The sequence below is a fragment of the Rheinheimera soli genome (assembly GCF_021290985.1).
Taxonomy (GTDB): Bacteria; Pseudomonadota; Gammaproteobacteria; order Enterobacterales; family Alteromonadaceae; genus Pararheinheimera; species Pararheinheimera soli.
This window is the reverse complement of record NZ_JAJOYU010000018.1, coordinates 70,003-84,588: the sequence shown is the minus strand read 5'-3', so window position 1 is coordinate 84,588 and position 14,586 is coordinate 70,003. Positions and strand designations below refer to the sequence as shown.

Below are 14,586 nucleotides of genomic sequence, written 5' to 3'. Positions count from 1 at the left end.
AACACCTTAAGCCAGCTTTAGATCACGGGTCATATTTTCATTGCGGTCTTTGTGCACTATGACGTTATCTTCAATACGAATGCCGCCATATTTACGGAACTCTGCAACTTTGTCCCAGTTCACCGCTTTGCCATGAGCTGTATCTTTTAAATCTGCCAATAAGGAGTCGATAAAATACAAACCAGGTTCAATGGTAAAGACCATATTGGCTTCGACCAGACGAGTAGTACGCAGGAATGGATGATCTGCAGGAGCAGCTACATGGGTACCCCGCTCATCCGCCATAAAACCACCGACATCATGCACCTGTAACCCCAAGTGATGACCTAAGCCATGCGGGAAGAAAGTACGGCTGATGCCTGATTCAACTATGCCCTCTGCGGACATTTGCACAAAGTTAAAGTCGGCAAGAATTTTGGCTATATGTTGATGCGCTTCGATATGTAAATCTGAATACTTGATGCCGGGCTTTAAACCGTCAACCAGCTTCAGCTCCACTTCCGTCATCGCATTAATCAGCGCGGCAAACTCGTCATTTAAATAACTGTAAGTGCGGGTGATATCAGCGGCATAACCATGAAAGCTGGCACCAGCGTCTATTAAAAACGAATGAAACTGGTTCGGCTTTTTCCGCTCCAACGCTGTGTAATGCAAAATGGCGGCGTTTTGGTTCAGCGCTATGATATTGCCATAAGGCACTTCGTTTTCGCCCTGACCCACAGCAGCCAGATAGGCCAGCTGAATATCAAACTCTGATCCACCCGCCATAAAAGTGGCTTTAGCAGCATTATGCCCGGCTACCGCAATACTATTCGCCTGACGCATACAGCTAAGCTCATACTCGGTTTTATAAGCGCGGTGATAATGCAGATAACTGATCACGCCTTCAGGGTTAATCTCGCTAAAACCCAAAGCATTAGCCACTTCAATATGTTCACCCAGATAAGCCATACGGCCTTTGTCGTAAGGCAAAATGTGTTCAACCTGATTGGCTTTTTCCAGAATCTGAATATCAAAAAAACCAGACCAGAACGAATCAGGAGCATCAGGCACTTTATGCCAGAAATCTTTTGGCAGATAAAAAGCCAGCTTAGGTTTATTCACACCGTCTACGATAAGCCAGCAATTTGGGTTATCTACTACCGGGATCCAGGCTTTAAACAATGGATTTACTTTAAAAGGATAATCCATATCGTCGAGGAACTGGCGTTTTGCCTGGCCTGAGTGGATCACCAAAGCGTCCAGATTCTCCCGGGCTAATACAGCTTTAGTGCGTTGCTGCAACGCAAATAAATGAGCGGCATAAAGTTCTTGATAAGCTGGACGCATAAATTCGGATCCCAATAAATATTTGTTAATACAAACAAAGTGTACCACGAAGGCTTTAGCCCTCCATCCCAATCCTCATCTCGGCCAGAGGTTCAAAAATACGCTGATTTTTCTGCATTTTTAAACTGTAGACCTGGTAATACATCATGACGTTTTTGACATAGTCACGGGTTTCTTTAAAAGGAATAGTTTCTACCCAAATGTCCAGCGGCACTGAACCATCTTTGGGGATCCAGGATTTCACTCTGCTAAAACCTGCATTGTAAGACGCAGTGGCAAACACCACATTATTGCCGGTATGTTTCATCAAATAATTCAGGTAATAAGTGCCGTAATTAATATTGGTGACCGGATTATACAACTGCTCTACCGGCACTCGGCGGCCGGTAATATGTTTGGCGGTAGCAGGCATAATTTGCATCAGGCCATGGGCACCCACAGGCGACTTAGCAGTTGGTATAAAAGTACTTTCACGCCGCGCTATTGCCATAGCCCAGGCCGGATCCACTTTGGCTTTTTTGGAGTAAGTCTGAATTTCTTTGTTATAGGCCATAGGGAAACGTAAATCGACATCATCCCAGTATTCAGCTTTAGCCAGCGCCACTATAGCGTTGTCGTACCAGCCCAGTTCAAAAGCCAGCTTAGCTGCACTGTATTTTTGCAAATCGGTGCCGTATTGCTGTAAATGGGTCAGTTCACGTTTAGCCGCGTTGGGTCTTTTAATGGCTTGCCATTCTTTCATCCGGCGTATAGGAGCACTGCTTTTAAAAGCTAAGAAATCCGTTTCAGATACAGGCACTGGTTTATGTGCCAGACTAGGGGCCTGCCCTATATGGGCCGCCGCCAGATAGCCATAATAACTGCGCTTTTTTGCCAGTTGCTGATAAATATGAGTGGAAGACTCTTTCAGATCCACCTGTTGATAAGCACGGGCTAACCAGTATTGGCTGGCATCATCTTTGGCTAACTCTTCCGGTAAGGCTTTCACCGCCTCAATCACGGCATACCAGTCTTTTTTACGCAGTAAACTCGCCAACTTCCACTGCACAAACAACCTGTCTTTGTATTCTGCCGGGACTATGGCGATAAATTTATCAGCGCGAGGATCATTTTTACTGGCCAGAGCTATAGCCATCTGACGAGCAGTAACAGCACGATTTTCATTACTGAACGCAGGGTCGTGAGCGAATCTGTTCCAGGCCTCAATAGCTTGATCCGGCTTTTTCCAGACCAATTTTTGTATGCCGTAAGCAGCTAAATCGCGTTCAAGTGGACTACGTAAAGGTAGGAAACTTTTGCGATACACCAAAGCCGGGTTATCCATCACCTGCACCCATTTCTCTGCCAGATACTGCTGGTCTTTAGGCAGTAAGCTACGCAAATAAGGCAACATCCGCTGATTGTCGGCTTTTGCTGCAGCCAATACCCGCTGCCAGACTGCATCGGGTGTGCGCTGACCGGCTTTGCGCCAGCGGTCAAAGATAGGATCACATTCATCAGGTCGTGATTTACCTACAGCCCATAGATTACGCACCGCTGGCCATACTGCGGCTGGTTTTTCCAGCACCAGCCGCATTTCCAGCGCCTGACAATCCAGTACCACATCAGAACCATACTGATAGTTTTTCAAAAATAATTGCGCTTGTTTACGATCGGCCAGATAAATCAACCAACGTTTGCGCAATGTACGCTCCAGTGGCGTGCCCTGATGCTCTTGCATAAAACGCACAACAGCATTGGTGTCATCCAGCGATTTACTCAGCCACTCCAGTTCCAAATAAGGTTGGAGCGGATAAGTTTCCATCTCTTTTAATACTTTCTTGGCCTGAGTTTCGGTGAGTTTATGAATGTTTTTTTCGGCTAAAGCAAAACGCTTACGCATGCCTTCATTAATAGCATGTGCCGGAAAAAGGACGGATAAGGCGGTAGCAATCAGCAACCAGAGCGAAGGACGGAAAACAGAGGAGAAACGCCACATACAAATATTTACCACCTATAGTTACTGGGACATCTATCGCAAATTCAAACAAGTGTTTAAATAACGGTTGAAATTTTTACTTAACCACGACACACTGAGACTGCAATAGACTCATCTTACCAGTTGCGAATAAAAGCAATAGTCCACCCTATCGGACGAAGGAGAACATTCATGATCTACCAGAGTAACAGCATCACCGTCGCCTATCTGGCGGATGGTATTGCCGAGTTTACCTTTAATGCTGCAGGTTCAGTTAATAAATTTGACCAACAAACCTTAGCAGATTGTCGCGCCGCTTTGAATCTGCTGCATGCAGATAAAAACCTCAAAGGCGTGATTTACACCTCAGGAAAAGACGCATTCATCGTAGGCGCTGATATTACTGAGTTTTTAGGTACATTCCAGCAGCCAGAAGCTGAACTTATCCCCTGGATCAAATCTGCCTCTGATGTATTTGACCTGGCAGAAGACTTACCGGTTCCAACCATTGCCGCTATTCGTGGTTTTGCCTTAGGTGGCGGTTTCGAGTGGACCTTAACAGCAGACTACCGTGTAGCAGATACCACAGCCAAAGTAGGTTTACCTGAAGTAAAACTGGGCTTAATGCCAGGTTTTGGTGGTTCAGTACGTTTACCTCGCATTATTGGTGCTGACGGTGGTATGGAATGGATCACCACTGGTAAAGAACGTGCCGCTGATGCTGCATTAAAAGAAGGCGCAATTGACGCTGTTGTTGCACCAGAGAAATTAAAAGACGCTGCGCTGTCGATGATCAAGGATGCCATAGCTGGCAAACTGAACTGGCAGAAAAAACGCGCCGCCAAATTACAGCCATTAAAGCTGAATAAAATTGAAGCCATGATGAGCTTCAACACAGCCAAAGGTATGGTGTTTGCCAACGCAGGTAAACATTACCCTGCTCCTATGGTCGCAGTAGAAACTATCGAAGCCGCAGCCCGTTTAGACCGAGCTGGTGCTGTTGCTTTAGAAAACGCCTCTTTTGCCAAACTGGCAAAAACTACAGCTGCTGCTGCCCAGATTGGTTTATTCCTCAATGACCAGTTGATTAAAGGCAAAGCGAAAAAAGCTGCCAAAGTAGCGACTAAAGAGATTAAAAAAGCAGCCGTATTAGGCGCAGGCATTATGGGTGGCGGTATCGCTTACCAGTCTGCACTGAAAGGCGTGCCAGTGGTAATGAAAGACATAGCCGACAAAGCTTTAGAGCTGGGTATGGGCGAAGCGACTAAGCTGTTGAACAAACAGGTTGAACGCAAACGTCTGGATGCAGTGGGTATGGCAAAAGTCATTGCCAGCATTCAGCCTACGCTGAGTATGGAAGCAGTGAAAACTGTCGACATAGTGGTTGAAGCAGTCGTTGAAAACCCAAAAATCAAAGGCGCAGTATTAAAAGAAGTGGAAGAATTAGTAGCGGCCGACGCCATTATTACTTCCAATACTTCGACTATCTCTATTGATTCTTTAGCGGCCAATTTAAAAGACCCAAGCCGCTTCTGTGGTATGCACTTCTTTAACCCTGTGCATCAAATGCCGCTGGTTGAAGTGATTCGTGGTAAAGATACCAGCGAAGAAACTGTAGCTGCTGTAGTGGCTTACGCTGCCAGAATGGGTAAGTCCCCTATTGTGGTGAACGACTGCCCGGGCTTTTACGTCAACCGCGTCTTGTTCCCATACTTTGCAGGTTTCAGCAAACTGGTTTTAGACGGTGCTGACTTTGCCAAAGTAGACAAAGTAATGGAAAAAACTTTCGGCTGGCCTATGGGCCCTGCTTACTTGCTGGATGTGGTGGGTTTAGATACTGCTTTCCACTGCACAGACGTGATGGCCGCTGGTTTCCCAACTCGTATGGGTAAAGTAGAAAATGACCCTGTAGCCCTGATGTATCAGGCGCAGCGTTATGGCCAGAAAAACGGCGTAGGTTTCTATGCCTACAGCAAAGATGCCAAAGGCAAACCGAAAAAAGACTCTGATGCAGTTTCCTACGAATTATTGGCTAAAGCAGGTAGCACAGGTGTGGAATTCAGTGCGGACGATATTATTGCCCGTTGTATGGTGCCAATGATTAACGAAGTGATCCGCTGTCTGGAAGAAGGCATTGTTGCCAGCGCTGCAGAAGCTGATATGGGCTTAATTTATGGTTTAGGTTTCCCTCCGTTCCGTGGTGGCCCGTTGCGTTATGCCGACACCATTGGTCTGGCGAACTTTGTTGCTTTAGCTGACAAATACGCCCACTTAGGTGAAATCTATCAGGTAACAGACAAAACCCGCGCCATGGCAGCTTCTGGTGCCGTGTTCTACCCGGTTTAAGGCGGAGAGAAACAAATGAAACAAGCAGTGATCGTTGATTGTATTCGTACCCCTATGGGTCGTTCTAAAGCTGGTATCTTCCGCAACGTGCGTGCTGAAGAACTATCAGCTTATGTAATGGCCGCTCTGGTTGAGCGTAATCCGGCTTTAGATCCGGCCGAGATAGACGACATTATCTGGGGTTGTGTACAACAAACTCTGGAACAAGGTTTTAACGTCGCCCGTAACGCCTCGTTATTAGCAGGTATTCCACATTCAGTGCCAGCAGTCACGGTAAACCGTCTTTGTGGTTCATCGATGCAGGCCTTACACGACGCAGTGCGTGCCATTCAAACTGGCATGGGTGAGGTGTATTTAATTGGTGGTGTGGAACATATGGGCCATGTACCTATGACTCACGGTGTAGATTTCCACCCGGGTTTAGGCAAAAACATCGCCAAAGCTTCAGGCATGATGGGTTTAACGGCTGAACTCTTAGGCAAACTGCATGGCATCAGCCGTCAGCAACAAGACGAGTTTGGCGCCCGCTCACACCGTTTAGCTTATGAAGCCACGCTGCAAGGTCGTTTTAAAAACGAAATTATCCCAGTGCAAGGCCATGACGCTGACGGCGTGTTAAAAGTATTTGATACCGACGAAGTAATACGTCCTGAAACCACAGTAGAAGCTCTGAGCGCTTTACGTCCGGTGTTTGACCCGGCCAACGGTACTGTGACTGCAGGTACTTCTTCTGCATTATCAGACGGTGCTTCTGGCATGCTGGTGATGAGCGAAGAAAAAGCCAAAGCTTTGGGTTTAAAAATCCGAGCTAAAGTCATTGGTATGGGTATAGCTGGTTGTGACCCGTCTATCATGGGTTACGGCCCAGTGCCAGCCAGTCAAAAAGCGTTAAAAGCTGCTGGTATCACTATTGCCGATATCGACTACGCCGAATTAAACGAAGCCTTTGCAGCTCAGGCTCTGCCTGTGATGAAAGACTTAGGTTTGCTGGAATATATGAACACCAAAGTGAACTTAAACGGCGGCGCCATAGCTTTAGGTCACCCGCTGGGCTGCTCTGGTTCACGTATCAGCACAACCTTGATTAACGTGATGGAAGACAAAGGCGGCAAATACGGCTTAGCCACTATGTGTATTGGTTTAGGCCAGGGCATAGCGACAGTATTTGAGCGAGTTGAATAAATATCAGCTGCGCTTTTGAATAAGAGGGTTGGCTTTGGCCAGCCCTTTTTATTTGTACTTTGAAATGCAACAGAGGCTTTAAAACACCACCGCCTGAACTTTTACTTTCTGCTGATCAATCACAGCCTTGAAATCCGGGCTTGTTGTCGACCAATCCACAATATCTACTTTCCACGGTAAATCAGATTGTGAGAAAGCTTCGTGTAAACTGGCCATTAAGGCTAAAGACAAAGGCTGCTGTGACATAACCACCAAATCCAAATCAGAAAAAGGCTTAGCGGCCCCTTTCACGCGTGAACCAAAAGCCCAGACTTCACAGGAAGGCAGCAGTTGTCGCAAAATCTGCTGCACTATGGCCAAATGTTCAGAACTAATATCTAACTGATTGATGCTCATGCCATTCTCTTTTGTAACTGCTCAGATAAATAGCTGGCTTCAGCTAAAAACTTTGGAATACCTGCCACCACTTCTAAAGCCACAGCTTCATCGTAGCTATGACTGGTTTTGCCACGCATTTCACGATACAAACGCCAGTCCGGCCAGCTTCCGAGTAATAAACCCTGCTCATTACCGGTGCGGATCAAATCCTGAAAAGGCATCTGATCAACTAGTTCAGGGGTAGCCGACGCCATTTCCAGGTAACGTTTCAGCATTTTATGGCTGATTTCATAAGTAAATTTCAGCCTTAGCATTAAACCATCTCGTATCTGAATGTCGTTGGTATCTTGCTGATATCTTAACCAGCCATACCGTAACCTGTTGGTCGCATTATCCAAAGGCGTTGTTGTAGATAGTAAATGATACACTCGCTGGCTCCTGTCGCATCACTCGAACTATGTATAAATGATTGCCTGTACCTATAGTAATTTACGTCCTTTTGCCCAATCTTAGCCTGAAGTAGAGGTTTTCGCTCAATTCCGGCTTTTCAGCACCAATAAGCTAAGTTAGCATAAGCGCCCTTTTAGTATGTACGTTGTGGAGCAACAGCTATGTCAAATCCGGAACAGTTATTTGCATCAGCAGATCAGCAACTGGATACTTTAGGTTTACGTTGCCCTGAGCCAGTGATGTTAACCCGTTTGGCTATTCGTAAAATGACGGCGGGCCAGACGCTGTTGATCACTGCTGACGACCCTGCCACTACCCGCGATATACCAGCCTTTTGCCGTTTTATGGAACATGAACTGGTCGCCAGCGATACCAGTGCTAAACCTTTTCGTTACTTAGTAAAAAAGTCCGGCTAAGCATTCAATCCCCCTCCACACTCTTTTAACTAGTTTTTTCCGCCCTTTATTGACTACTTTCTGCCCCTTATGGATTCGCTCTGTAAGGGCCAACGCCATTCCGCCACACTGCCTGCATCAAGACTCCTGACTACTAACAATAAAGGTAAAACATGATGCAACAGACTAATAAAATCTTTAACCAAACCAACTTAAACCTGCTGTTAATCACAACGCTGGCGGCTTTAACCATTAAAACCCAGCTGCTGCCAAGCGACAGCAGCACAGTGCGTGAACTGAATGTGCAGCGTATTAATGTGATGGAACCCAGCGGTCATCCACGTTTGGTGATAGCCAATACAGGCCATGCGCCTAAAGCCATAAAAGATGGCAAAGAGTTTTTTGATCCGGGCCCACGCCCAGGCATGATTTTTTACAATGACGAAGGCACAGAAAACGGTGGTTTTGTGTTCCGTGGTTTTGAAAAAGACGGCAAAGTGGAGCATGGCCTGCATTTATCTTTTGACCGTTACAATCAGGACCAAAGCCTGGCGCTGCAGCATATAGAGCAGGACGGTATGCTGATCTCAGGCCTGAACATAATAGACAGGCCGCAATACCCTATTGATGATTATATGCAACTGATGTTTGCCGCTGAAAAAGGCGATGCTGAGGCTGCAGCCAAGATCAAAGAACTGGAGCAACTCCACCCAGATATTCATGGTAACAGACGGGCTTTTTATGGCACATTAAACAAAAAGGCAATGCTGCAACTTAATGATCCACAAGGAAATAAACGAATTGAAATGGCGGTGGGCACAGATGGACAACCTCAATTGGTGTTTTATGCCGCAGATGGCAGCGAACTGATGCGTTTACCAGAAGCAGTGCAGGTGAACTAATGAAACAGCTAAAAACCTGTTTACTGTTATTGGCGTTTTCCTATGGTTTGATGTTGTATCTGGCACTGCTGCAAACAGCGCCAGGACAACAGCTACAATTTCATGCCGATGCCCCGATCTGGCTAACCTTGCAGGCTGTATTATCGCTTTGGTTAAGCCGCAAGTTAGATGCTGTACTTTGGGCGAAACGCGCTGCGGCTTCATTGCTGCAGCGTTATAGCCAAAGCTTTGGCTTAAGTTTGCTGATTTTTGTTAGCTTGATGACAGGACTACAGCTGCTAATAGACACAGTAACTAGCCAGCCATTGGTACTGCAGCAGTATCTGCGGGTCAGCCTGATGTATCTGCTGGTGCATAGCTTAATAGCGGGTGCAGACCTGCTATGGCAGGCATTAAAACGCCAGCAACAACAGCAACTGGAGCTTATGCAGGCGCAGCAGCATAACCAGCAGCTCAAACTGCGATTGCTACAACAACAGCTGGACCCGCACTTTTTATTTAATAACTTAAATGTGCTCTCTGTACTTATTCATAAAAACCCGGACCAGGCCGAACAGTTTCTCGACCATTTTGCCGATATTTACCGTTACCAGTTGCAACAAGGCAATAAAACGCTGGTGTCACTAGCGGAAGAGCTGACTTTTGCACAGCAGTATATGGCACTGTTGGCACAGCGTTTTCCGTCCAGTTTTCAGTTGCAAATAAATATTGAGCCGCAACAGCAAACAAACTATCAGCTAGTGCCTTGCTGCCTGCAGCTGCTGTTGGAAAACGCTGTAAAACATAACAGCGCTTCAGCCGACCAGCCTTTGTGGATTCAACTGGAACTGCAGCACAACCAATTGATAGTTCGCCATTTACTAAGACCCAAAGCTTTTGCTCAGCCCGGCACAGGCACTGGCTTAACAAATTTATCTGAACGTTGTCTGGCCTTGCTTGGTAAGCCGATAGCAGTGATACAAAACGACGAATTTATAGTGAAAGTGCCGCTGCAGCATAGTGTGTAAACAAGCAGCATAAGCAAGGATTAGCCATGAAAGTACTGATTATTGAAGACGAGCTTTTAGCAGCAGAAAAGCTGGCAGGTTATCTGAAACGATATCAGCCCGATGTAGAGATAGTTGCTCAACTAAGTTCTGTAGCTCAGGTACTGGAGTTTTTCAGTGCAGGTCCTAAAGCTGTGCAACTGGATTTAATCTTCTCCGATGTAGAGCTGACAGATGGCCAGGTATTTACTGCGTTAGAGCAGCTGGATTTGCCTTGTCCTGTGCTTTTTACCACAGCTTACGATCAATACTGGATGCAGGTGTTTCAATACCAGGCGGTGGATTATTTACTGAAACCCTTCTCCTACCCCAGATTTGCCGAAGCCATGCTGAACTTTGCCCAGCTTAAACATAAGCTGCAGCAGCCCGTTATAGCCGCAGCTCCGGCTTATAAAAAACGCTTTTTATTACGCAAAGGCCAAAGCTTATCTATTTTACCAGTCGCCGATATTTTGCTTATTCGTGCCGCCAACGGCATACTATTGGCCACAGATAAAAACAACAGCGTGCATATACTGACGGAAGCCAATTTAGGCGATATAGAAACCCAGCTCGACCCCAGCGAATTCTTCCGGCTGAACCGCAGTGATATCCTGCATATCAGCAGCATCTTGCAGGTAGAGCCTTATAACAAAGAATCCGTAGCCGTAGTGCTAAGCTGCGATAAAGAACCGGCGATCAGCAGCAAAACCAGAACGGCGTTGTTTAGAAAGTGGTTAAATCAGTGAGTTGCTAATCCCACACTAAGCCAACACTTCCAGACCCTTTTTAGCGACCAGATTCAGCAGTTTTAGTGAAGGGCCATTCGGCTTTTTCTGGCCCTGCTCCCATTTTTGTACTGTAGATTTGCTGGTATTCAGATAAGCGGCAAACACACCCTGACTGGCTTTGTTATCTAAGCGGATTTGTTTGATTTGCTCCGCATCAAACTCCTCCACGGCGGGCAAACACAACAGATCAAAGTCCCTTAATGTTTGGTCTTTTAATACTCCGGCTGTATGTAAATCGCTTGCCGTTTCCTGCACCATCTCCAGAATAGAGTTACCCATCAATTTTTACCTCTGTAAACACACCGGATCGCACCAGTTGGTCGACTATGCCTTCGTTATAACTAAGCAGCTCTGAAGCTAGATTCTTTAAGGCTTTAAGCTCGATAGATGTAATATTGGCTTTATCACTTTTTGAAAACCCATACACAAAAACAGCTCGTTCTGCTGCACGATACACAAGCAGAGTTCGGGCCCCGGCACTTTTACCTCTACCAGCCAAAGCGATACGTTTTTTAATTACGCCACCACCTAAATCGGCATCGATCAAACCAGCTTCTATTTCTGCCAAAGCGTGGCAAAGATCTACATTTGTCAGACCTTCTTTTTCAGCCCAGCGTCGAAAGGTTCTGTTGGTTAATAGCCGCATAAGCAATCCCTCGCATATGGGTAAAAGTATAGCACCAAGGGTTACACTTTTCTGCTATCTAGCTGCGGAAAGTATTTGTGCAGCAGAAAGCAAAAAGGAGCCGAAGCTCCTTTTTTAATTATTATCAATCAGTTACAAATTACTGCAGTACAGAAATATCCGCTACACGCAGGAATAATTCACGTAATTGCTGTAACAAAGCCTGACGGTTTAAACGTACTGCTGCATCGTCGGCGTTGACCATGACTTTGTCGAAGAACTGGTCTACTACATCGCGCATGGCGGCCAGATGGCTTAAACCTTCAGCATAGCTGCTCACATTCGCCTGATAGGCCTGTTCTGCCACTATGGCCTTATACAGAGCTTGTTCGGCTTCTTCGCTCAGCAGAGTGCTGTTGATGCTGGCAGGAATAGCTTCTGTCACTTTGGCCAGAATGTTCGCTACCCGCTTATTGGCAGCAGCTAAAGCTAAAGCGGCATCCAGTTTGCGGAATTCAGCGACGGCTTTAACACGGCGGTCAAAGTCGGCCGGATTGGTTGGACGGCGGGCTAATACAGCCTGGATCACGTCAACTCCAAAACCTTCGCCTTCGTACCAGGCGCGGAAACGGCCAAGCATAAAGTCCAGCACTTCGTCGGATACACTTTGCTGAGTCAGCTTGTCACCAAAGGTGGTTTTGCTGAATTCAATCAGTTCTATCAGATCCAGTGGTAACTGTTTTTCCACCATAATACGCAGCGCGCCAATAGCAGCACGGCGTAAGGCGAACGGGTCTTTATCGCCTTTTGGCGCCTGACCTATACCAAAAATACCGACCAGCGAATCCATTTTATCGGCGATGGCCACAGCACAAGCTTCGAGCTGGCTTGGCAGGCTGTCACCGGCAAAACGTGGTTTGTATTGCTCGTTTAGCGCTACAGCCACAGCTTCTGGCTCACCGTCAAGACGCGCATAATGCATACCCATCACACCCTGCACTTCAGGGAACTCGCCCACCATATTGGTCATTAAGTCGGTTTTAGATAACAAACCAGCACGTTCGGCGTGTTGTACATCAGCGCCAATTTTTCCGGCAATAAAAGCAGCTACTTTGGCGATACGCTCTGATTTCTCTAATAAAGTACCCAGCTTTTGCTGGAACAATACTGTGCTTAAAGCTGACAGACGATCCACCAGTTTGGTTTTGGCATCTGTGACAAAAAAGAATTGAGCGTCAGATAAACGTGGGCGCACTACTTTTTCGTTACCAGAGATAATCTGGCTTGGGTCTTTGCTGGCAATGTTGGCCACAAAGATGAATTTATTCAGTAACTTGCCATTGTTATCAACCAGCGGAAAATACTTCTGGTTGTCTTTCATGGTGGAAATTAACGGCTCAGCTGGAACCTGCAGGAAACGTTCTTCAAAAGAACCTACCAGCACAACTGGCCATTCAACTAAAGAAGCAACTTCTTCCAGCAAAGCATCATCCATCAGCGCCACGCCGTTTAAGGCTTTGGCCTGAGCTGCCACGTTTTCAGCAATAATGGCCTTACGTTTGGCAAAATCGGCAATGACGTAAGACTGTTCCAGCGTGCTTAAGTAAGCATCGGCATTTTTGATTTCTACCAAAGCTGGCGCATGGAAACGGTGACCATAACTAACACGGCCCGACTCTTTGCCCAAAATAGTAGCTGGTACTACGTCGTCACCTAATAACAAGGTGACAGTGTGCACAGGGCGGATAAATTCGGCCGTTGAATTGCCCCAGCGCATTGGCTTGGCAATAGGCAACTTAGCTAAAGCTGTGGTGATCACAGCTGGTAATAAAGCCGTTGTGCTTTCGCCTTTAATCAGCGCTTTATGAATTAACCAGGCGCCTTTGTCTGTTTCTAAACGCTCGGCCTGCTCAGCCGTAATACCGTTTGATGCAGCCCAGGCTGCAGCAGCTTTGGTTGGCTGACCATCGGCATCAAAAGCGGCAGCTAAAGCCGGGCCACGTTTTTCTACCACTTTGTCTTGCTGTTGTAACGCCAGTTGATTCACACGAACCGCTAAACGGCGTGGCGCTGCGTACCAGTTGACGTCGCCATGGCTTAAATTCTGTTTTGCCAGCTCTTCAACAATATTGTCGCTAAAGGCAGTAGCTAAGGTTTTTAAAGCTTTTGGTGGTAACTCTTCGGTACCAATTTCTACGAAAAAATCTTGCGCAGACATTATGCCTCCTGCTTAGACTGGTTACGGCGCTTGCTATCACTACATAGGGGAAAACCTAACTTTTCCCGTGCAGCGAAATAGGCTTCAGCACAGGCTTTAGCCAAAGTGCGCACCCGCAGAATATAACGCTGACGCTCGGTCACAGAAATGGCGTGACGGGCATCCAGTAAGTTAAACGCATGTGAGGCTTTCATTACTTTTTCATAAGCCGGTAAAGCCAAACCTGCTTCAATCAGCTTCTGGCTTTCAGCTTCACACTGGTCGAAAGAAGCAAACAGCGCTGGCACGTCAGCATATTCAAAGTTATAAGTGGACTGCTCTACTTCGTTCTGGTGGAACACATCACCATAAGTGACACGGCCTAAAGGACCGTCAGCCCATACCAGATCATAAATACTGTCGACGCCCTGGATGTACATCGCCAGACGCTCTAAACCATAGGTAATTTCGCCTGTGACAGGACGACACTCTAAGCCACCTACTTGCTGGAAATAAGTGAACTGAGTCACTTCCATGCCGTTTAGCCACACTTCCCAACCCAGACCCCAGGCGCCCAGCGTTGGCGATTCCCAGTTGTCTTCGACAAAACGAATGTCGTGCACCAGGGTATCAATACCCAGTTCACGTAAGGAACCTAAATACAGCTCCTGAATATTGGCTGGCGACGGCTTTAAGATCACCTGAAACTGATAATAGTGCTGCAGACGGTTTGGGTTTTCACCGTAACGGCCATCGGTAGGACGGCGGCAAGGCTGCACATAAGCAACGTTAGTCGGCTCAGGGCCTAAAGAACGTAAAAAAGTCATAGGATGGAAAGTACCGGCCCCTACTTCCATATCCAGCGGCTGAACAATAACGCAGCCCTGGCGTGCCCAATAATCTTGTAATGCCAGGATCAACCCCTGGAAGGTCTTCATATCGTACTTTTGCATTAGCCTGACCTGCTGGTAAAAATGACTGAAAAGTATACCTATTTGCGCCGCTGAAC

At 46.7% G+C, this 14,586-nt stretch carries 14 protein-coding genes; 6 read left to right on the top strand and 8 right to left on the bottom strand.

Annotated features, from left to right (window positions below):
- Positions 1 to 6: 6 nt before the first annotated feature.
- Together pepQ and LSG37_RS13555 are read right to left on the bottom strand one after the other, a co-directional pair.
- Positions 7 to 1,329, bottom strand: a complete 1,323-nt coding sequence (gene pepQ, locus LSG37_RS13560; RefSeq protein WP_233080384.1) for a Xaa-Pro dipeptidase — start codon at positions 1,327 to 1,329, stop codon at positions 7 to 9.
- A gap of 55 nt (positions 1,330 to 1,384) precedes the next feature.
- Positions 1,385 to 3,307: a transglycosylase SLT domain-containing protein gene (locus LSG37_RS13555; RefSeq protein WP_233080383.1), complete on the bottom strand. Its 1,923-nt coding sequence runs from the start codon at positions 3,305 to 3,307 to the stop codon at positions 1,385 to 1,387.
- A 171-nt stretch (positions 3,308 to 3,478) separates the two neighbouring features.
- On the opposite strand from LSG37_RS13555, the gene fadB reads away from it, so the two are divergent.
- Together fadB and fadA are read left to right on the top strand one after the other, a co-directional pair.
- Positions 3,479 to 5,632: a fatty acid oxidation complex subunit alpha FadB gene (fadB, locus tag LSG37_RS13550; protein WP_233080382.1), complete on the top strand. Its 2,154-nt coding sequence runs from the start codon at positions 3,479 to 3,481 to the stop codon at positions 5,630 to 5,632.
- 15 nt (positions 5,633 to 5,647) lie between these two features.
- Positions 5,648 to 6,814, top strand: coding sequence for an acetyl-CoA C-acyltransferase FadA (gene fadA / locus LSG37_RS13545; protein WP_233080381.1), 1,167 nt, complete (start codon positions 5,648 to 5,650; stop codon positions 6,812 to 6,814).
- A gap of 78 nt (positions 6,815 to 6,892) precedes the next feature.
- Here fadA and LSG37_RS13540 read toward each other — a convergent pair whose 3' ends face one another.
- Positions 6,893 to 7,210 (bottom strand): nucleotidyltransferase family protein, encoded by a 318-nt coding sequence (locus tag LSG37_RS13540; protein ID WP_233080380.1) that lies wholly within the window; start codon positions 7,208 to 7,210, stop codon positions 6,893 to 6,895.
- On the bottom strand, positions 7,207 to 7,620 hold the full coding sequence (locus LSG37_RS13535; protein ID WP_233080379.1) for an HI0074 family nucleotidyltransferase substrate-binding subunit: 414 nt from the start codon (positions 7,618 to 7,620) through the stop codon (positions 7,207 to 7,209). Before LSG37_RS13535 ends, LSG37_RS13540 begins: the two co-directional genes overlap by 4 nt.
- 183 nt (positions 7,621 to 7,803) lie before the next feature.
- Between LSG37_RS13535 and tusA the strand changes: the two genes are divergently transcribed.
- The 4 genes from tusA (at position 7,804) to LSG37_RS13515 (ending at position 10,713) form a co-directional block, all read left to right on the top strand.
- Positions 7,804 to 8,058, top strand: a complete 255-nt coding sequence (gene tusA / locus LSG37_RS13530) for a sulfurtransferase TusA (protein WP_233080378.1) — start codon at positions 7,804 to 7,806, stop codon at positions 8,056 to 8,058.
- Between the two features lie 152 nt (positions 8,059 to 8,210).
- The gene (locus tag LSG37_RS13525; RefSeq protein ID WP_233080377.1) at positions 8,211 to 8,939 is read left to right on the top strand and encodes a hypothetical protein; all 729 of its coding nucleotides are present in this window, start codon (positions 8,211 to 8,213) and stop codon (positions 8,937 to 8,939) included.
- Positions 8,939 to 9,946: a sensor histidine kinase gene (locus tag LSG37_RS13520; RefSeq protein ID WP_233080376.1), complete on the top strand. Its 1,008-nt coding sequence runs from the start codon at positions 8,939 to 8,941 to the stop codon at positions 9,944 to 9,946. The genes LSG37_RS13525 and LSG37_RS13520 overlap by 1 nt, the downstream gene beginning before the upstream one ends.
- A 26-nt stretch (positions 9,947 to 9,972) precedes the next feature.
- Positions 9,973 to 10,713 carry a LytR/AlgR family response regulator transcription factor gene (locus LSG37_RS13515; protein WP_233080375.1) on the top strand — a complete coding sequence of 247 codons (741 nt, stop codon included), beginning with the start codon at positions 9,973 to 9,975 and terminating at the stop codon, positions 10,711 to 10,713.
- 15 nt (positions 10,714 to 10,728) lie between these two features.
- Here LSG37_RS13515 and LSG37_RS13510 read toward each other — a convergent pair whose 3' ends face one another.
- The 4 genes from LSG37_RS13510 to glyQ all read right to left on the bottom strand — a co-directional run bounded on the left by LSG37_RS13510 (position 10,729) and on the right by glyQ (position 14,530).
- Positions 10,729 to 11,034 (bottom strand): helix-turn-helix domain-containing protein, encoded by a 306-nt coding sequence (locus LSG37_RS13510; protein WP_233080374.1) that lies wholly within the window; start codon positions 11,032 to 11,034, stop codon positions 10,729 to 10,731.
- Complete coding sequence (locus LSG37_RS13505) at positions 11,027 to 11,401, bottom strand: type II toxin-antitoxin system RelE/ParE family toxin (RefSeq protein ID WP_233080373.1); 375 nt, start codon at positions 11,399 to 11,401, stop codon at positions 11,027 to 11,029. Before LSG37_RS13505 ends, LSG37_RS13510 begins: the two co-directional genes overlap by 8 nt.
- Before the next feature lie 139 nt (positions 11,402 to 11,540).
- Positions 11,541 to 13,598, bottom strand: coding sequence for a glycine--tRNA ligase subunit beta (gene glyS, locus LSG37_RS13500; protein ID WP_233080372.1), 2,058 nt, complete (start codon positions 13,596 to 13,598; stop codon positions 11,541 to 11,543).
- Positions 13,598 to 14,530, bottom strand: coding sequence for a glycine--tRNA ligase subunit alpha (gene glyQ, locus LSG37_RS13495; protein WP_233080371.1), 933 nt, complete (start codon positions 14,528 to 14,530; stop codon positions 13,598 to 13,600). The genes glyS and glyQ overlap by 1 nt, the downstream gene beginning before the upstream one ends.
- Between the last annotated feature and the right edge of the window lie 56 nt (positions 14,531 to 14,586).